Source organism: Salinispira sp. (genome assembly GCF_059431795.1).
In genome coordinates, this window is the sequence record NZ_JBXWXS010000031.1 from 237735 (window position 1) to 257001 (window position 19267).

General features: G+C 51.0%; 17 protein-coding genes and 1 tRNA gene. 9 read left to right on the forward strand and 9 right to left on the reverse strand.

The window, feature by feature from the left end; all coding sequences use genetic code 11:
• Positions 1-21 precede the first annotated feature (21 nt).
• A complete protein-coding gene (locus AC52PS_RS10975) occupies positions 22-402 on the reverse strand; it encodes a hypothetical protein (RefSeq protein ID WP_495563106.1) in 381 nt (126 codons plus the stop codon).
• Between the two features lie 5 nt (positions 403-407).
• The gene (locus tag AC52PS_RS10980; protein ID WP_495563107.1) at positions 408-1856 is read right to left on the reverse strand and encodes a xylulokinase; all 1449 of its coding nucleotides are present in this window, start codon (positions 1854-1856) and stop codon (positions 408-410) included.
• A 185-nt stretch (positions 1857-2041) separates the two neighbouring features.
• Between AC52PS_RS10980 and AC52PS_RS10985 the strand changes: the two genes are divergently transcribed.
• Genes AC52PS_RS10985 through AC52PS_RS11000 form a run of 4 tightly spaced genes read left to right on the forward strand, consistent with a single transcriptional unit; the run spans position 2042 to position 6658 of the window.
• The gene (locus AC52PS_RS10985) at positions 2042-3070 is read left to right on the forward strand and encodes a BMP family ABC transporter substrate-binding protein (RefSeq protein ID WP_495563108.1); all 1029 of its coding nucleotides are present in this window, start codon (positions 2042-2044) and stop codon (positions 3068-3070) included.
• Between the two features lie 12 nt (positions 3071-3082).
• A complete protein-coding gene (locus tag AC52PS_RS10990) occupies positions 3083-4738 on the forward strand; it encodes an ATP-binding cassette domain-containing protein (protein WP_495563109.1) in 1656 nt (551 codons plus the stop codon).
• Positions 4725-5813, forward strand: a complete 1089-nt coding sequence (locus tag AC52PS_RS10995) for an ABC transporter permease (RefSeq protein ID WP_495563110.1) — start codon at positions 4725-4727, stop codon at positions 5811-5813. The genes AC52PS_RS10990 and AC52PS_RS10995 overlap by 14 nt, the downstream gene beginning before the upstream one ends.
• On the forward strand, positions 5810-6658 hold the full coding sequence (locus tag AC52PS_RS11000; RefSeq protein ID WP_495563111.1) for an ABC transporter permease subunit: 849 nt from the start codon (positions 5810-5812) through the stop codon (positions 6656-6658). The genes AC52PS_RS10995 and AC52PS_RS11000 overlap by 4 nt, the downstream gene beginning before the upstream one ends.
• Here AC52PS_RS11000 and argH read toward each other — a convergent pair.
• The gene (gene argH / locus AC52PS_RS11005) at positions 6642-8015 is read right to left on the reverse strand and encodes an argininosuccinate lyase (RefSeq protein ID WP_495563112.1); all 1374 of its coding nucleotides are present in this window, start codon (positions 8013-8015) and stop codon (positions 6642-6644) included. The genes AC52PS_RS11000 and argH overlap by 17 nt on opposite strands.
• Before the next feature lie 156 nt (positions 8016-8171).
• On the reverse strand, positions 8172-10772 hold the full coding sequence (gene clpB / locus AC52PS_RS11010; protein ID WP_495563113.1) for an ATP-dependent chaperone ClpB: 2601 nt from the start codon (positions 10770-10772) through the stop codon (positions 8172-8174).
• A 100-nt stretch (positions 10773-10872) separates the two neighbouring features.
• Here clpB and AC52PS_RS11015 point away from each other — a divergent pair, with 100 nt between their 5' ends.
• Positions 10873-11115 carry a DUF3783 domain-containing protein gene (locus AC52PS_RS11015; protein ID WP_495563114.1) on the forward strand — a complete coding sequence of 81 codons (243 nt, stop codon included), beginning with the start codon at positions 10873-10875 and terminating at the stop codon, positions 11113-11115.
• A gap of 61 nt (positions 11116-11176) precedes the next feature.
• Here the strand turns inward: AC52PS_RS11015 and AC52PS_RS11020 are convergent, their stop codons facing one another.
• The gene (locus AC52PS_RS11020) at positions 11177-11926 is read right to left on the reverse strand and encodes a hypothetical protein (RefSeq protein WP_495563115.1); all 750 of its coding nucleotides are present in this window, start codon (positions 11924-11926) and stop codon (positions 11177-11179) included.
• Positions 11927-11974: 48 nt separating this feature from the next.
• Here AC52PS_RS11020 and hisC point away from each other — a divergent pair, with 48 nt between their 5' ends.
• The 3 genes from hisC (at position 11975) to AC52PS_RS11035 (ending at position 13820) form a co-directional block, all read left to right on the forward strand.
• Positions 11975-13024, forward strand: a complete 1050-nt coding sequence (hisC, locus tag AC52PS_RS11025; protein WP_495563116.1) for a histidinol-phosphate transaminase — start codon at positions 11975-11977, stop codon at positions 13022-13024.
• Complete coding sequence (locus AC52PS_RS11030; RefSeq protein WP_495563117.1) at positions 13024-13686, forward strand: PrsW family glutamic-type intramembrane protease; 663 nt, start codon at positions 13024-13026, stop codon at positions 13684-13686. The genes hisC and AC52PS_RS11030 overlap by 1 nt, the downstream gene beginning before the upstream one ends.
• Before the next feature lie 61 nt (positions 13687-13747).
• A tRNA-Met gene (locus AC52PS_RS11035) sits at positions 13748-13820 on the forward strand.
• Between the two features lie 675 nt (positions 13821-14495).
• On the opposite strand, the gene AC52PS_RS11040 is transcribed toward AC52PS_RS11035, so the two are convergent.
• The 4 genes from AC52PS_RS11040 to AC52PS_RS11055 all read right to left on the reverse strand — a co-directional run bounded on the left by AC52PS_RS11040 (position 14496) and on the right by AC52PS_RS11055 (position 17947).
• Positions 14496-15551 (reverse strand): ABC transporter permease, encoded by a 1056-nt coding sequence (locus AC52PS_RS11040; protein WP_495563118.1) that lies wholly within the window; start codon positions 15549-15551, stop codon positions 14496-14498.
• 1 nt (position 15552) lies between these two features.
• The gene (locus AC52PS_RS11045) at positions 15553-16623 is read right to left on the reverse strand and encodes an ABC transporter permease (RefSeq protein ID WP_495563119.1); all 1071 of its coding nucleotides are present in this window, start codon (positions 16621-16623) and stop codon (positions 15553-15555) included.
• 9 nt (positions 16624-16632) lie between these two features.
• The gene (locus tag AC52PS_RS11050; RefSeq protein WP_495563120.1) at positions 16633-17493 is read right to left on the reverse strand and encodes an ABC transporter ATP-binding protein; all 861 of its coding nucleotides are present in this window, start codon (positions 17491-17493) and stop codon (positions 16633-16635) included.
• A 103-nt stretch (positions 17494-17596) separates the two neighbouring features.
• Positions 17597-17947, reverse strand: a complete 351-nt coding sequence (locus AC52PS_RS11055) for a hypothetical protein (RefSeq protein WP_495563121.1) — start codon at positions 17945-17947, stop codon at positions 17597-17599.
• 15 nt (positions 17948-17962) lie between these two features.
• Here AC52PS_RS11055 and AC52PS_RS11060 point away from each other — a divergent pair, with 15 nt between their 5' ends.
• A complete protein-coding gene (locus AC52PS_RS11060; RefSeq protein ID WP_495563122.1) occupies positions 17963-19222 on the forward strand; it encodes an FAD-binding domain-containing protein in 1260 nt (419 codons plus the stop codon).
• Positions 19223-19267 lie beyond the last annotated feature (45 nt).

A 19267-nucleotide genomic window follows, 5' to 3' on the forward strand; every position in this document is an offset into this window, starting at 1 on the left:
TGCTTTGCCATAGCATGGGAATTATTCCTCGCCGGTAAGCTCAGGAAACCGGTATTCGATGAGACCGCTGTCTTTCACATCCATACAGACGTGTACGTTATCCACCATGGACGCCATACGGGAATCCACTTCTTTCATGGGAAGTCCCGAATCCACAACTATCCGGGCGGAGCTCAGAATGCCTCCGGATTTGGATGCCAGGCGGTACACGTAGACTTCGAACTCCTCATCGCTGGCGTTGGATTTCAGTTTTGCTTTGGAAGGAAGAATTCCCGCCAGAGGAGAACCTCGCCTCTGCTCCTGGAGATGGCGCTGGGAAATTATCCGCACAATTCGGAAGGTGAGGGAAATAACCAAAAACGGTACGAGAATTGCAAATGGGAAAAACATAATTCCAAACATGTCAGCTACCTCCCGCCGGGTTCTCCGTTTTCGCTTTCATTCTGCAGATACGGTAAGTGTACCGCTGCTTCCTGAATATATTCATATGATTCACGCCAAGCAATGTATTTCTTTCCATATTGCCGGCTTCGCGTTTGGTCTGGTTCATATACCTGCTCAATGGTAACCAGGCCATCTACCGCATCCGGAATTCCGGAAAATCTGCCCAGGGCTATATATCCAAGTACGGCACAACCGCTCAGTTCAGCATCTTTGATACTTGGCACAAGGATACGCACCCCGGTAATATCAGCCTTCATTTGGCACCATAAAGGATTCTTTGCTTGACCTCCACAACTGCGCATCTCATGCACCGTACAGTTATCTGCAGATAAATATTCAAGTGCGGAACGGATACTGAAGCCTATGGCGTGCACCACCGCTCTTCCCAGTTCCGCACTGCTGTGCTCGGGCTGAAGACCGGCGAAAATGCCCCCTTTGAAATCCCAACTGCTTCCCTGATGGACCGATGGAAAGAACCATGGAGCGGGAGCATCCAGTGACACACGGGATATGGCCTCCATCATTTCCCGGTAGGAGGTGGAACGCTGATGGGAAAAGGTGCGAAACCATTCAAACATTCTGCCCGTACTGGAAAGAATCCCTGCCACATTGTATTTTCCTTCAATAATATGAGGAAGGGTACGCAGATGGGGGTTTTCTACTTTTCGAGAGCTGCAGTAGTTAATTCCTTCTGAAGTACCAGCCCTGTCACAGACGAGCCCGTCCTCTATTACTCCTGTTCCTAAAAGACTCATAAAAAAGTCGGACCCACCGGAAATAACCGGAGTGCCTGTGGGAAGACCGGTAATGGCACTTCCAACTGCATCAACTTCTCCGCTTACTGTCCCGGGCTGAACAATGGGAGGAAACAGGTCAGGAGAGAAACCATAATTTCGAATACTGTCTGCGGTCCAGATAAAGGGCTGAAATTCGATATGGGGGCTGATGGTATGCTCCGATCCGCTGAGCACCCAGGAGATATATTCCGGACCGGACATGACCTTTTCAGTTTCCTCCATGAGTTCCGGGTGGGAAGAAGACACAAAATTCAGCTTAGGAAGATAAAAACTCAGCTCACCGTCCAGTGTTTGATCGGGAGATGTCATCCACAGGAGAACCGGCCAATTGCCCCTGCGCTGCCGTCGGTAGTCCTTGCCTAACAACACCATGGTGGGACCGTTGCCGCTGACCACAACCCCCTCAGGGTAATCAAGATTCAATTTCTCCCGATCCCGGGAAAATTCCGAGAATACCTGTTCCAGGGTAAACAGCCACTGGTTGCTGTGCCAATTCTGATAATCAGGGACCTGGGGGAACACCCTGGAGCTGCTCCAGAGCATCTTCCCACCGGGATCAATAAGGCCGGCTTTCAGAGATGATGTTCCGAAATCCAGGGCGAAAATACCTTCCATGTGAGCCTCCGCTGCTCTCCACTATATAATTTTTCACCCCTTTTCATAACCCGTATTTGGTTATATCTTAAGCTCCTGAGGATCTTTCAAACACAGTCACATGAAAGTCCCACCAACACGATAAGGAGCCCTGTATGATTTGGATGGCACGGTCTACTCAGAGAATTAATATATTATTTGGAATCATGGTTGCATGTATGCTGTGTATCCCCGGCATGGAAATCGAAGCCGCCGGCAGCGGGGAAACTGATGATGAGACATTCTCCATCGCCGTATTTATTCCCGGACAAATTCAGGGAAGTCCCACCTATGAGCTTTTAGCCAAAGGGGTGCGGGATGCTGCGGATATGGCCAACGATTCCGCAAGCGATCCTGAAGCAGTTACGGTTAAGATATTTGAAGCAGGATACAACCAGGCAGAATGGGGTGAAAAGCTTCGAAACCTGACCGCAACCGGATCCTACGATCTGATCGTTAGCTCCAACCCTTCAATTCCGGACCTGATTAACGATATTGAACCTCTTTTTCCTGAGCAGAAATACCTGGTTATGGATGCGGAGAACAGCGGTCAGAAAGACACCGCAGCCGTCATGCTGAACCAGTTTGAACAGGCCTATCTTTCCGGATATTTCGCCGGTCTGGTAACCGGTCATGAAGCTCTGGATGGTGCCAACCCGGAGGCAAAAGTAGGTCTGCTTGCGGGACAGGAGTACCCTGTCATGAATAATGAAATACAGCCGGGATTTATTCAGGGAGCCAGAGATGCAGCTTCTTCAGATTTGGAGGTGGATATCCGGGTTCTCGGGAACTGGTACGATGCGGAAAAAGCCAGAGAACTGGCAGACTCCATGATAAGGGGAGGTGCGGATGTGATCCTCACCATTGCAGGCAGCGGAAACCAAGGAGTTATTTCTGCCGCCGAAGCCGCAGGCAGCTATGTTCTCTGGTATGATTCTCCGGGATACGAATACGCACCGGGCACGGTTCTTGGCTCCAGCAAAGTAAACATCGATAAACTCACCAGTGAAATGGTGGGCCGGGCCATTCGGGGCGAACTGGAATACGGCGATACCCGCTACGTGGGTATTCGTGAAAACGCCGTGGACTACGCCCGGGATTATGACGAATACAGGAATTTCGTACCCGAAAATATCCGCCGTCAGATGGATGAACTGATCAGCGGTATAGCCGACGGCAGCATACAAATTCGGTAACGGGCCCCGGCATTGGAAGACCATGCGCCGTTAATCAAAATCAGAGATCTCAGTTTCTCCTATCTTCCCGGTGCGAAGCAGGTACTTTCAGGAATATATCTGGATCTCTACCCCGGTGAGCTCCACTTGCTCATCGGGGAAAACGGGGCGGGCAAGAGTACCCTGGCTTCATGCATAGCGGGTATGCAAAATCTGCGCAACGGGACAATTTCCGGTTCTCGTTCCGTACAGCTTCTGAATCAACATCTTATATCCATTCCCGATACCACTTTTCAGGAGTACCTCTGGCTGATTTACAGTCAAAAATCCGTCGGAGTTCCTTCCTGGAGCACTCCCGGGTCCCGCAGGCGGATTCTCAGTTCAATTCTGGAAACATCTCTGGGTGAATTTTTCAATCCGGAATCGCTGGATGAACAAGTGGCTCTCACAAGCAGCAACCTTCAGCATCTGTATGCGGCAACTCTTCTTCTGAACAGGAATGATACTGAAGTGGTGATACTGGATGAACCGACTGCGGTTTTATCTGAACGGGAAGCGGATATCCTCTATGAAAATATTTCTGAGAAAGTCGGCAACGGTCTGCATGTAACGGTAATCACCCATCGTTTGGAAGAAGCCCTTCCCTTCTCAAGCAGCTACACGGTCATCCGCAACGGCAGACTGGCCGCCCATTCCCGGGGATATTCTTCGCATACCCATTCTCCGGATGAACAGGATGCGATTCATCGCGCCATGTTCGCAGGCAGTACAGCGGATACCGGCGCTGAAAGCCCAGCTCCGATCCGTCGATCCGCCCCAAAAGTATCAAACTGCCAGGATGCCGTTGAAGAAGGGGAAAGTGTGTTCCGACTGCACAATATATATGCAGATTTTCCCGACCTATGTCCCCTTCAGGATATCTCCTTTTCCATTGAAGCCGGCGAAATTCTCTCGATTACCGGTATTAGAGATGAGGGGCTGGAGCAGCTGGAGCGTCTTCTTAGCGGCCGACACGGACGAGTGAGAGGGTCGGTAGGTCATCGGGGCAAGGCCCTCTCACTGAAAAACATGGATGAACTGCGAAAACGGGGCATCCGTTTTGTTCCCAGTCAGCGCAATCGTTTTGGTCTTGCCCGCAGTCTGCGTGGTTTCGAAAACATCGGTATCCACATGATCCGGGAACAGAGGGTACCCTGGAAGCAATTAAAAGGGGAGATACTGAACGTATTCGCTTCCTCCGACTTGGATCTTCTGCGCCCAAGTCAGGAATATTCCGGCGGAATGGTACAGAGAATGATTCTACACCGAGAGCTGTTTTCTCCCCTTTCCAGCCCCCCCACATTGTTGATCCTTGCTGATCCCAGCTGGGGACTGGATGCCCAGCACAGAAAAAAACTCTATGAAGATATCAGAAGCTGCGTAGGAACCAATGCCGCCGCCCTTGTAATCAGCAGCGAACTGGGCGAAGCCATAGAACTGGGCGACAGGGTTGCCATACTTCACGAAGGTCGGCTTAGATTCCCTTCGCCCAAAGATTACGGTAATCTCCAGCTCATGGAGCGCTATTTTTTGGGACAGACTCCAGATGAACATACACAGGGACAGCTTACATCGTACGCCGAAAGACGGCCAGCCACCCATGGACGGACAAGCCGAATACACAGCGGAGGCTGCATTGAAGACGAATAACGGGCGCTGGATTCTGGAAGCCGCAATTCCTTTGGGAATATCCACTCTGATTATTGTAATTCTCATTACCCTGGGTACGGATCAGCCTCTTCGGGCCATGAATGCGTTTTTCCTCGCACCCTTCAGCAACTCCTATTACGGAAGCTCGCTCTTATCCTTGTCTTCTCTGCTGCTGTTGAGCGGGCTGGGAGTAAGCATTGCGTTTTCATCAGGTTCTTTCAACCTGGGCGGCGAAGGTCAAAGCTATGCAGGAGGGCTTGCTGCCGCATTGATTTTGCTGTATGTGCCTCAAATCCCCGGTTTCACTCCCCTCATTCTTCTTTTAGCCCTCGCCTGTGCGGTATTGGTTGCTGTAATTCTGGGCTGGATTTCCGGTATTCTCAAGACCAGATTGAATATCGAGCCCCTCATTAGCAGTTTTCTCCTGTCTTCAGCAATTATACCTCTAATGGACGGCTTAATTATCGGTCCGCTGCGGGATCAACAGAGCAATCTGCTCAGCATGCCGGCTCTGGCGGATGCGTACCGCCTCCCCGCCCTGGAATCTCTGCCGCGGATCCATGCGGGCATACCCATCGCCATAGCAATATGGCTGGCGGTGGTATTCTGGTTTCGCCGAAGCAAGCTTGGTTTTGAATTCAAAGTAACCGGGGCAAACAGGGAATTCGCCGGTCACAGCGGGATCAATGTGAAGCGAATTGTCATTCTGGGAATGGTTCTCTCGGCTCTATTTCATGCCGTTGCAGGGTTTATTGCACTTACAGCGGTAAGTCATGCAGCCATTCTCGGATTCTCCAGCGGAATTGGGTGGAACGGTATTGCCGTGAGTCTAATCGCGGGAAATCGCAGGGAAATGCTGCCCCTGGGATCCTTGGTTTTCGCGTATTTAATTACCGCATCGAATGCGGCCATGGTATATACCAATTTCAGCTTCGAGCTCTCTGCCCTCATTCAGGCACTGGTGTTTCTTACAGTCACAGGCCACTTTGTGATTCGCCGGAAAACGGGCGGCTCGTTGTCCTTTACTTCCAGGGTCCCGGATAAATCTGGGCGCGAAAACGGAGCTGTGTCATGAGTATTATGCTCACCGCGTTATTCAGTACTGCGCCCCTTTTCATTGCCGCTCTGGGAGGACTACTCAGCGAATTATCTGGCAGACTAAATATCGGGCTGGAGGGAGCAATTCTTCTGGGAGCCTTTTTCTCCGCCCTGACCTATCTTATCTTCCCCGGTGCGGGAATATCCATTGCCAGTGCGCTATTGGCAGCTCTCATAGTGGGGGGAATATCAGGTCTGATTATTGCAGCTCTTCATGTCAAATTCTCGGCCAATGTATTTATTGCGGGGTTGGGAATAAATTTGCTTGCTATAGGCCTCATTCCCCTTCTCAGTCAAATCATTATAGGAAGTAAAGGTGTAGTCCCCTTGAACATTTCTCCTGAGATAAAAATGACTGTGGCGTGGATATCCGTTATTACCGCTCTCATTCTTGCCTTGGCTTTCGCCGCTTTCCTCCATTTTCATATCCGTGGAATTCGTTTGAGCAAAATACACCTTAACGATAAACTTGCCCTTGAAATGGGAACGGATGTGTCTGCCTACCGTTTCACGGCACTGATTTTATCTTCAGCTCTTGCCGGACTGGCAGGCGGTTTTATTGCTCTCTACCTTGGAAGTTATGTGCCGAACCTCAGCGCGGGAAAAGGCTGGATTGCCCTGGTGATCATATTTTTGGGAAACCGCAAAGTTATCCCCATGTTTTTTGCAGCGGTCTTTTTTGCGTTCACCCAAATATTCGCCAACGAAATTCAGCGCTTCCTTGATACCCCAGGGCTGCTTCTGGGGCTTCCGTTTATTATCACATTGCTGGCTCTAATCGGATACCGGCTCATGCGGCAACGCATCAATCCCGACGAATAAGCATGCCCGGTTTTCCCAGCAGGCCGGTGATTGCTCCGTAATGAACGGCCTGCAGCTCTTTGAGAAGCAGCTTCTCTTCAGAGATTCGCCGGTTTAAGGCATCCAGCCCCAGATTTCCGGGATATCCGGTGGATCTGCGGTTTTGAACCAGTGCATCAACATCATACTCAGATAATCCGTCCAGATTGGTACCCACCTGGCGGTAAGCGTCCCGGAAACTCATGCCCTGTTCAACAAGCTTAATTGCCTCATCGGTGGCAAAAATTTCCGGCGTGATGGCGGCCCTCAGCCGGTCTTCATTGACCTTCAGCTTACGAAAACTCAGAGTCATGATTTTCAAAGCGGGCAGTGCCGTCTGAAGTGAACGGAGAAACGGTTCTTTCGTATCCTGGAGATCCCGATTATACCCACCGGGAAGAGACACAATAATTTGATGAATCTGGTTGCTCCAGCCGTACATGCTTGCAGCACGGGAGCGCAGAAGCTCCAGGCCGTCAGGGTTTTTCTTTTGAGGCATAATGGATGATCCGGTACACAGTTCATCCGGCAAAGAAACGTAGCCGAACTCGGGAAGAGAAAAGAGAATCAGATCCTGGGCCGCCTTGCTCAGGGTCTGAACCACGGCGCTAAGAGCGTCGCACACCGCCCCTTCCAGTTTGCCCCGGGAGTTCTGCACTGCCTGAATATTATTTTGCACCCCTGGAAAACCCATGAGCGAAGCGCTGTACTCCCGGTCAATACTCAGCGGAACCCCGTAACCGGCGGCGGTGCCCAGGGGCGAACGGTCATATAAACGGTACGCCGTATTCAAAAGCTCATACGAATCCGCAAGCTCTTCGGCGTAGGCAGCCGCCCATAACCCCAGGGTGGAAGGCATCGCTATCTGCATGTGAGTGCGCCCGGGCATGGGAACCATTTCATGGTCGGCTGCAAAGCGCTGGATTTCTTCCATCAGCTCAAGTGCGGCTTCACGAATATTGAGAAGGTACTCCCGGCCGTACAGCCGGAGCATGGTCATTACCTGGTCGTTTCGCGACCTTCCCAGATGGATTCGCTTGCCCGCATCGCCTGTCTCTTCGATCAACAGCTGTTCAATGGCGCTGTGAGCATCCTCAAGCTCTCTGGGGATGGTGATCCCTTGGCCGTGAAAGCGTCGGTAAATGTCCTGCAGTGCTTTCTCCAGGGCTTCTGCGTCAGCGGAATTAAGATAGCCCTGTTTGGCAAGCATGCGGGCATGAGCCACGCTGCCGGCACAATCTGCAGCTACCAGTTGCCGATCCAGAATATAATCCTGCCCCACCGAGAACTCTTCCAGTACAGAATCAACCTCATAGCCCTTCTGCCAAATCTTCGCCATACACACCTCATAAAAAGAATCGAAAAGATATCAGGCACAAAGACTGCCGGAAGAGGAAACTTCTGTCAATTACGCCTTCAGTTGTAAATTCCGTTCCCGGAGAGTGGCTTTTTTGATAAGAGTTAGTCTCTTTGCACCCGAGCCCGCCGATAGGGGTCAGTCGTTATCAGTACTGAATTTTAGAGCGCTGATGCTCCCCTCACGGTCTTTCTCAACCCCCACTTCAATTTCGCTTCCCTCGGGAAATTCACCTGAAAGGAGATGTTTGGCAAGAGGATTCTGAACGTAATTCTGAACAGCTCGTTTCAGAGGCCGGGCACCGAATTGGGCGTCATAGCTCACGGAAATAATGAAATCCCGGGCATCAGGACTCAGTTCAATTGTCAAATGACGTTCCGCAAGCCGTTTTTCAAGCTTGGCGATCTCCAGATCAAGAATTCGGGTAAGATGATCCGGTTCAAGGCGGTGAAAGCTGATAATCTCATCCAGTCGGTTGAGAAACTCCGGACGGAACTGTATTTTCAATCTCTGATTCACCTGATCCATTACGTCATCAGGATTGTCCGCTTCCAGAATTATATCTGAAGCAAGATTGCTGGTCATGATGATGATGGTGTTGCGAAAGTTCACAACCCTGCCCTGACCATCAGTCAATCTGCCGTCATCGAAAACCTGCAGCAGAATGTTGAACACATCAGGATGGGCTTTCTCAATTTCATCAAGGAGGATCACCGAGTAGGGTCGCCGGCGGATTACCTCAGTGAGCTGACCACCCTGATCGTAGCCCACATATCCCGGGGGTGCACCGATGAGCCTGCTGACAGAGAATTTTTCCATGTACTCACTCATATCGATTCTGGTTAGGGCTTTCTCGTCATCGAAAAGAAATTCTGCAAGGGTCTTGGCCGTCTCGGTTTTTCCCACCCCGGTGGGGCCCATGAACATAAACACACCCATGGGACGGTTAATATCCGACAGTCCGCTTTTATTGCGCCTAATGGCATCGGAAACCGCCGAGATGGCATCCGACTGGCCGATAACTCTGCGCCCCAGGATCTGCTCCAGATTGAGCAGCTTTTCCATATCGCTTTTCATCATCTTACTGACGGGTATGCCGGTCCATGTGGAAACCACCTTTGCGATATCTTCTTCTCCCACCTCTTCGCGCAGGAGGGTTTGCTCATCATGCTGTTTCTCAATAATACCGCTTACTTCCTCAAGCTCCCGTTGGAGCTGGGGAATCCGGCCGTGTCGGATTTCCGCCGCTTTTTCCAGATTTCCTTCACGGGTATGGTATTTCTCTTCCCCGTGGAGTTTCTCAAGCTCTTCTTTAATTTCCCGCATGCGGCCTATTGTATTTTTTTCCTGGTTCCACCGGGCAGCAAGCCTGTCCCGTTTACTTTGAAGCTGCCCAAGCTCGTTACTGAGGTTCTCAAGCCGATCACGGCTCACATCGTCGTTTTCCTTGGACAGAGCCTGTTTTTCTATTGTGAGCTGGAGGATTCTACGCTCAAGCTGATCCAGTTCAGTGGGTTGACTTTCAATTTCCATTTTCAGACGGCTTGCGGCCTCGTCCACCAGATCTATGGCCTTGTCGGGGAGAAAGCGGCTGGTAATGTAACGGTCCGAAAGGGTTGCCGCAGCTACCAGCGCTTCATCCCGGATCCGAACTCCATGGTGCACTTCATAGCGCTCCCGAAGTCCCCTGAGAATTGAGATGGCATTTTCAACACTGGGTTCATTGGTGAACACCGTCTGGAATCGCCGTTCGAACGCCGCATCCTTCTCAATGTGCTTTCGGTATTCATCCAGGGTGGTTGCTCCCACTGTACGCAGTTCGCCCCGTGCCAGTGCCGGCTTCAGAAGGTTGGAGGCATCCATTGCGCCTTCGGCGGCGCCGGCACCCATGAGCGTATGAAGCTCATCTATGAATAGAATGATTTTTCCCTTGGATGATGCGATCTCTTCAATTACCGCTTTCAAACGTTCCTCGAACTCACCCCGGAACTTGGTTCCCGCCAGCAGGCTTCCAAGATCGAGGGCGAGCACCCGCTTTTCTCTAAGAGAATCCGGCACATCCCCGCTCACAATTCTTCGTGCAAGTCCTTCTACTATTGCAGTCTTTCCCACTCCCGGTTCGCCAATGAGTACCGGGTTGTTTTTGGTCCTTCTGCTGAGAACCTGCATTACCCGCCGGATTTCTTCATCCCGCCCGATAACCGGGTCCAACTTTTCCTCTCGGGCAAGGGTCGTGTAATCCCGGGTGTACTTCTCCAGGACTTTCATTTTCCCTTCCGGGTTTTCATCGCTCACCCGGCGGTTTCCCCGAAGCTCTAAAACGGCTTTTTCGATTTCTTCTTTTTTCAGCCCCAGCCGCTTAAGATATGTTCCAGTCTCTCCACCGGAATCAAGCATTGCCATGAGCATATGCTCTGTTGACACATACTCATCCTTCATCTGCCGGGCCAGCTCTTCAGCCACGGCCAGAACCTTGGCAGATGCCTGATCCATCTGAATTTGAGAGCCTTCGCCGTACACTTTGGGCATCTTATCGATACGAGCCTCGGCTTCCTGGATCACTGCATCCGGAGAAACATTCAGGTGACTGATTACAACGGGTACCATGCCCTCCTTCTGACTCGCCAGTGAATGGAGGATATGCCAGGGATTGAGAGTACTTTGGTTTTTTCTCAGCACAATGGATGAGGCTCCCTGAACGGCCTCCCGTGCTTTTTCTGTCATTCGATCGTAGTTCATGGGAATAAAACTACCCATCAATCAGGTCTTAGGCAAGAGACGGAACAGGAATATCTTTCCAGTACTGGACAGTTCAGCTTCCCCGTACTATTTTGAGGTCATGAGTGATTCACAGAAGCATTTAGAGAATAAAGTTGTCATACTGAACGGTTTTTCCAACGAGGAAATTGTAAAAATAATGGGTGAAGTTAAGAAACTCTTCGATAACCCGAAAGAGCTGATCTTCGCCAAAACAACTGAACGGTCGGTGCAGATGAAGCTGACCGACCTGATTGAAGATATCAGTGCCGATCATGCATATCTTCAGGAAAATCCGCCGAATATCAACCAAAAGCCCCAGTAACAACGGTCTGAATCCGCCAATCCATGCTCATCCAGCTGCAGTTATACGCTTGGGCTGAGTGTCACGCTTTTCCATTCTGCAGCCTGAGCATGAGGATCTCATAATCTCCCTGAACCGACAGCAAGGTGTAGCCTTCATTTTTTAGAAGCCGGGACATGGTCCGGTTTCCGTGATGATTGATCCAGAGAATCTCCTGATAGCTGCTTCGCAGATCCTCAATCAGCTGTTCATGAAAGGTATGAGCCAGCCCCAGATCCCGATACTTGGGTACAATGTAATCGGCAAAAAAGACGGGAGCCTGAGAGTACTCGGATTTTTGAACCTCGGTCAGCGCTTCATGCAGATCCCTTGCATCCTTGCAGTGGCGGCTCAGTTCCAGACCACCGTGCTTCAAGGCATATGCAAAACCCTGATTTCTCCCGCCGCGCCTTGCTGTATAGACAATCCCGTTTTCTCCGCTTGCCGCACGGAGCTGGCATTCGCTGAAATAGGGATAAAATTTCCGAATGTCCTTTTTCTTGACCTGAACGAATTCCATCAGCTGGTCAATCTGGGTTCCTTCAAGGGGCTCATACCGAAAGCTGCTGATATCTTTTCGATACATTTGAATCAGATACACGGAATTCACGATCATAATGAAACCGTTAGTAATCACAATGGGAATGGCGTTCAGCAGAAGACCATACACCACAAAAAAGGTACATCCAATAAGGTTGAGCACCCGCAACTTCACCAAGGATGCCATGAGAAGTGAAACGGCAACGAAGAAACTGGCCGCATACCCAAATAGTTCCACAGTCTGTGCTGTCATGTTCAAACCTCCTGTACCAATTCGCTGGTCTTTCAGTATACTATAAAAATGAAATGGAAAAAGGATCTTTATCAAATTCCCCCATACCATCCCGGGAAAAAAATATCCGGAAGTGTGAAGCTCTCCTCTAATGAAAATCCTCTGGGCCCCAGTCCCATGGCTCTGAAGGCAATGAGGGAAGTTCTCGATTCCGTTCACATTTACCCCCCGGTACTATCTCAGAAGCTGTGTGATACCGTGGCTCACTGGCGTGGCTGTCGGCCGGAAGAAATCATTTTCGGTAACGGAAGCGATGAAATATTCACCATGGTGGGAGCTTGCCTGCTTGGACCCGGCACCAATGCCGTGGGCAGTGAAAATACCTTCAGCCAATATGAATTCGCAACCAGACTATTCGGAGCAGAATTCCGGGCCGCCCCCACCCACAACTATCAGTATGACCTGACTGCCATGCTTTCTCTCGTGGATTCCTCAACATCTGTAGTTTTTCTCTGCAGTCCAAACAATCCCACAGGAATGATCATTCCTGAAAAGCAGCTAAAAAGTTTTCTGGAAGCCGTACCCGACGATGTTCTTGTGGTAGTGGACCAGGCATACCGGGAATATGCGGAAACAAATCAGTATCCTGAAACGTTGAATCTATTGAAAAAGCACCCAAATCTACTCATAACCGGCACCTTTTCTAAGATTTTCGGACTTGCAGCCCTGCGCATAGGCTACGGCATTGCCCGACCGGAGGTTGTTCAAATGCTTCTTCGGGTGAAAAGCCCTTTTAATACCAGCTCATTGGCCCAGGCAGCAGCTATGGCAGCGGTACAGGACAGGGAGTTTATCGAACGAAGCATTGAGTTCAACAGGGAATCCAGGGAGATCAGCAGCAGGCTTTTTTCGGATGCGGGCATTGGGTTTTTCCCCAGCGAGAGCAATTTTCTCTGTGTGCGCAGTCCTTCCCTGAATGCAGCCGCAGATGTGCAGCGACTTCAGGAGCGTGGCATTACGGTGCGGGATCTGAGCAGTTTTGGCATGCCGGAGTACATGCGCATTACATTCAGTGAACCGGCACGAATGAAACACATTGTGGAAATTCTGGAAGGCTGATGATGACCGGAATTATTCTGTTCCCGGCTGCCGCCTGCATTTTATTCGCCATGGTCTATTTCCGGGGTTTCTCACGCACCACAGGTATGCAGCTGCGGGTTATGAATATCATTCTGTATTTTTTTGCTGCCGTGGCAATAACCATTCTTGCATACTTTATACTCAGTGGAATTAAGGAAATTACCAGTTCCCGCTTTCATCCTCTCATCCGCACATTCCTTTCCCCTATGCTGGAAGAATTCTTGAAATTTTCCACCCTTGTATTACTGCTGAAGCTGGCCTACCCCGCAGGGGAAAAACTCCAGATATTTCGCCAGACTATACTTGCCGGCATCATACTGGGAATGGGATTCGGACTCATGGAAACCTATCTGTATATTATTCGACAGATGGAACAATTAAGCAGCATCATATTGCTTGGCAGCCTCCCCCTCCACATGGTAAGCGCAGGATTTTTGGGGCTTGCAGCTGCCGTCCCAGCATCCCGGATCAGAAGGTTGCTGTACATACTCATGATCACCACGGGCCACATTCTCTATAATCAGCTTCTTCTGCTTCCTGCCCCCCTTTCATATATCTCTCTGGTAATTCTCCTGCTGGGCAGTATTGTACTCCTGAATCTTATTACCTCGCCCCGAGACCCCTCATCTGATGATGAGTAATTTTTTTTGCACACTCTCTTGACACTTTTTTTACTGACCTATATATTACCGACACATTCGACGCAGGGTAGAGCAGTTGGCAGCTCGTCGGGCTCATAACCCGGAGGTCGCAGGTTCGAGTCCTGCCCCTGCTAATAATAGAAAAGACCAAGTCCGAAAGGATTTGGTCTTTTTTATTATATTTGCGGGATAGCGGGACTCGAAACGGAGCTCCGGCGCGACCGGATAGGGAGCGCAAATTGCCATGGATGGCGATTTAGGAGCGGAGGCGGGTCGGAGGGAGTCCACAGGATGTGGACGACTGGAGACCGAGTCCTGCCCCTGCTAAATGAAAAAAGGCTATCACCATCAGGTGGTAGCCTTTTTTTATTTATGCATTGATATAGGCAGGATTCGAAATGAGGAGCGGCCGAGCGAATAGCGAGGATAAGCGCCCAGGACGGGCGCGGCAGGCGACGAGGCGGGTCGGAGGGAGTCCACAGGATCTGGACGACTGGAGACCGAGTCCTGCCCCTGCTAATAATAGAAAAGACCAAGTCCGAAAGGATTTGGTCTTTTCTATTATATTTGCGGGATAGCGGGACTCGAAGCAAGCCGCCGGCGCGAATACATGGAGCGGCGAGGGCCATGGATGGTCCGACACGCGACGAGGCGGGTCGGAAGAAGCAGCCAGATGCCGAAGCCAAGATCCTTCACACCCCATACGCCGATAAATATAGAAAAATACCCAGATACAGCATCTTGTTCTCCTTTGAGGCCCGATGGCCTCAATTGATTGCATAGTCGTATCCCGACAAAAAAATCCGGGACTATTCGGTGGCTCCCAGGCCGCGAACGATCCGCTTTCGCAGCAGGAGGAAATACACCCCCGCCAGTACAAAGGCCAACAGAGATTTCCAGGCAACCGAAAACCAGTCGGCCTGCTGGATGAATATTTCCTCCAGTGCGTCGAAGGTCCAGTACACCGGCATCCACCAGAGGGTCCAATGCCAATTATCCGGCAGCAATGCCGCAGCAACCAGGGAGAAAATGAACAGCATGGCTCCCACCTTTCCGATTCCCATGGCCTCGATTTCGTTCTTTCCCATGCCGCCGATGAAGAGGCCGAACACCATGGCCGTTGAGAAAGAGAGGGTCACCACCATGAGCATCTGCAATACATTGATGCCGGCAAGCCCGAGCATGAATACCCCGATAACTGCATAAGCGATGATTACCAGGAACGGAAAGAGACTTCTTCCCACATAATAATCGCTGCTGGAAACCGGGCTGATGCGCAGCGCCAGGATGGTGCCCTGATCCTTATCCTCCACGATGGCCAAACCCATCATAAAAGCAGTCATGATGGTAATAAAGACGATAAACAGCGATCCTCCCATGCTTGCCACAGGTGAGATCTCAGTGCGCTCTGACAACTCAGGGGGAACTGCCTCGCTGAAGTTGACCATCCGTGGGAGTTCGGGATAGTTATCTTTTAAATACTGCTGACGGATGTAGCGGGCTGCCAGGGTGAACATTTCGTTGTCCTCGCCGGTCTTCTCCACCAGGGAGACATACTGCCCGGCTACCGGATCCCAGTACAGTCCCTCGATTTCGCCTATTGCTGCCATCCGGTCCTTCAGTTCATCTATGTTGGGATACAGCGATACGTCTCCAACTTCGTCCAAAGTAGCAATGAGTTCCCGGTCCACGGCATTGGGCCCGTCGTTGACCACGGCGAAATTTGCCGACGCACTGTCCACCGCCGGCAGGAAACTCCTGAGGATCAGCAGGATTATCATGGGGACAATAAGAAGGTAGGCACCCATGAAGTTTTTGAAACTCATCCTGATATCGAACAGGAAAATTCTCCATAACTGTTTCATCTCATGCCTCCTTTTGAATGCGGTACGTAAAAAGCAACCCGGTGAGGGGGACCAGTACCGCCGACAGCAGGGCCAGAATGCCCACGCTTCGCCAGAGAAGGTACGCATTATTATCGGGGAACATGGCCGCATCCAATCCGAACAGGCTGTGGAAGGTGGGAATCGCCTGCAGCCACCCTGGGGAAAATACAGGATTCAGCAGCGAAACTCCCGGAAGGGCGAAAATCAGCATCAGGACAAATACCCACCCGATGGCTTCCAGCGGTCCCTGATAGAACGTCGCCAGGGCGACCCCGATGGAGGACATTGCAATTACCGTAACCACCATCACCGCCAATGCTTCCAGATACCCCGAGAACCCCATGATGGGCAGGTAGAGAATGCTGAAGTTCAGAATGCTCACAGCGGTTATAACTATGTTCTTGCTCAGCAGGAATAGCCCAAGGCTGCTCGGTGAAAGCCGGTACGCCCGGAGGGTGGCGTCTATCCTTTCCTGACCGATGAGGGAGACCATGGCGAACAGGCCGATCAGCCCGATATTGAACACGATGACCGGAGCCAGCAGGCGCTGATTAAAGGGATGAACTTCATCCGCCCCGCGCTGGAACGCCTCGATACGCACCGATGAATACACGTCGGCGGGATACCTGCCCATGGGCGGGTGGAGAATGTTCATCAGGTCTTCCATATCCGCTTCGATAAATTGCACCAGAGAATCCTTGGTATAGGGCTGGGAGAGCATCTCCACATCATAGCGTTCCTGTCCATTTGCCCTGATGATAAGACCGACGGCGTTGCGGTCCTCTGTGATGCCCGCAATAAGATCGTCCCGATTGGATACAAAGTATTCCCCAAGGCTCTGTTCGTGATCGGGGGCGATTTCCGTGATGAAATCTTCGATGATTCCGGTGCGATCCCAGATGTATACATGACCCTCGGTACGGATGCTCTCTGGGATGAGGAACAGCAGGACCAACATAAAAATCACCGAAAATACGATTTCAAGGAGCAAAAATACGTCCTTGATGCCCAGGACGATATCCTTGCGTAGAAGATTGCCGAGCTTTTTCATGGCATCCTCCTATTCGAGTCCCCGGCCGGTGAATTTGATAAAAATATCCTCAAGGGACGGCTCCAGGGAATGGATGGTTTTCACGTCATGGGTGCCGATGAACTGCTGAAGCTCCGCCTTGCCCTTACCCTCCATACTGAACTCATGTTCTTTCATTGCACCGCCGTCCAGGTATTCCACCCTGGCCACCGGCTTTCCATGTTTCAGTTTCAGGTTCTTGGGGCTGTCCACCGCCACCAACGCGCCGTCCACGATAAAGGCAACCCGGTCGCAGAGTTCGTCGGCCACAAACATATTATGAGTGGTGAGGAAGATGGTCGTGCCCTCGGCCTGACGGCGACGAATTATCGATTTGATGCTATTGGCCGTTGTGGGATCCAGTCCCATAGTCGGTTCGTCCAGGAACCATATATCAGGATTATTAATCATCGAACGTGCGAAACCCAGGCGTTGCTTCATGCCCTTGGAATACTGACCTGCTTTCTTATCGGCGTCTTCGGCCAGTCCGACCATTTCCAGAACTTCCATGGGATCCATGGTCTCCCGGTCATAGAGCCGGGCATGGAATTTCAGATTGTCCAGGCCGCTGAGCTTCTTGTACACATTCGGGATTTCAAAGCCCATGCCGATGCGGTTAAAGAATTCCTTTCCCGGACTTCCGCTTCTCAGGTTCCCGTCGATGGAAATGCTTCCGGATTGCATAGTCAGCAGGCCGGCAAGAACCGCCTGGGTGGTGGATTTTCCGGCCCCGCTGGGGCCCAGGAAACCGAAAATTTCACCCTTCCCGATCTGAAAACTCACGTCATTCACGGCCTTCACGCGCCCTTTTTTGTAGGTGTACGACAGATTGGAAACATCGATCATCGACATAGCTTCCTCCTCGAACCGGTATACCCGTTGTACCATTGTACCATTACTTTAATACAATTATACATCCGATTACCTGCAAAAGCCATCTGTCAATTGAAAAATTTCAAAAAAGAATTTGTTTCCCTGAAATTTGAGCTGCAAATAGATTCCAATTGTTCGATGTGCGGGTATAGGTCAGCTGCCCGTTAAGAATCATTGTGGTTATGCCATGGAAAATATAGAGGCCGAGACAGGCTGCTCCCCTTCCCCGGGCTGTGGTAATAAACGGCTCAAATTTCATGTTGCATACCGGGTTGTTTGCCAGGACCAGCTCAACTTGATCGGAGATCATCTGTTCCGCCTTCTTCTCCTGCATATGAATATCGTTTCTGAGAACCTCAAGCTCCTTCAATCTGCTGAGAATTTGCCTGATTCTATCAAGGCTGTTTGTAAATATGGGGGGGGTCTCCGCCATCTCCTTAATTGCCGATTGAATAGCCGGATTGGATTGATCAGTTTCCTGCTCCAGAAATCGTGTAGCCGCAGAAAACACCTCCTGAACCACTATGGCGTTTCACAGCATGTTTCGCCCCTGGGAATTCCCCGCGTATCCGTAGGACGGCAGCGGTTTTACTCTGAAGTTATCCATACCCTGGAACGGCAGTACAGGTCCGCCGGATTACAACTCATCAAAACCCATACATCGCTCATTGAATATCTGCAAAAACCGGATGGGGCGGAGATTCCTTCCCTTCTCTGCATTCCTTCACCCAAGGGCAGCGAAGAACGGGACGACCTTACCCGAATACGCGCCGAGACTTCCCGGCTGGCACAACCTCCCGAGATTCTCATTCTCCCCCCGAATACCCTCATTGATCCGGACGAGCTGCCGTTTCATATCCGGGACATGCCCGGAACTTTCTCGGCATTCCGGAGACGAATCGAAAAACAGAGCTATGACGAATACCGATTTGCACAGGGATCAGTTCCTGACTTCCATATGGACGGACCGGCGGCAGATCGTCTGAAGTTTTTTTTGTTTGAAAGCGATGCAATTTCCCGTTATAAGGAGACCCGCAACGGACTGGGGCCGGGAAATTACTCCAGCCGTCTATCCAAATGGCTTGCCGTAAATGCGCTGCACGCCCATGATGTAGGACGAAGTATACGGGAATATGAGCAGCAGCGGGTGGCAAATGAATCCACCTACTGGCTCATTTTTGAATTATTATGGCGGGACTTTTACTACTACCTCTTCCTTTCTGTGGGAGATAAGATGTTTACTCCACGGGGATTTAAAATGATACAAAGCCCGGGTCTGCACAATACATGGAGAAGCGATAAAGATATCTGGCACAGGTTTCGCAGCTGGGTACGGGGAACCACCGGTCAGGATTTTATAGATGCAATCATGAGGGAACTCTATGCAACCGGTGAATCCAGCAACCGGGCACGGCAATGTGCGGCCAGCTACTTGATCCACGACCTGAACTGCCCCTGGTGGTGGGGAGCCTGGTGGTTCGAGTACCTGTTGTTGGATTATCATCCCCTTTCAAACTGGGGAAACTGGGCATACATCGCCGGAGTTGGGGCGGATTCCCGGCCTGTGCGCCATTTTACTATTCCCAAACAAGCCGCCGCATACGATCCGCAGGGCAGCTACCGTAAATGGGTTGCCGAACAGGGATGGAATGTACCCGAGGACGTTGTGCCCCGAACCGCGCCGGATTCGGCCATGGCTCAGGGGTAGCTTCAGGTGTATGCATGATCATGTATTTCCAGCGCCCCTCCCGTG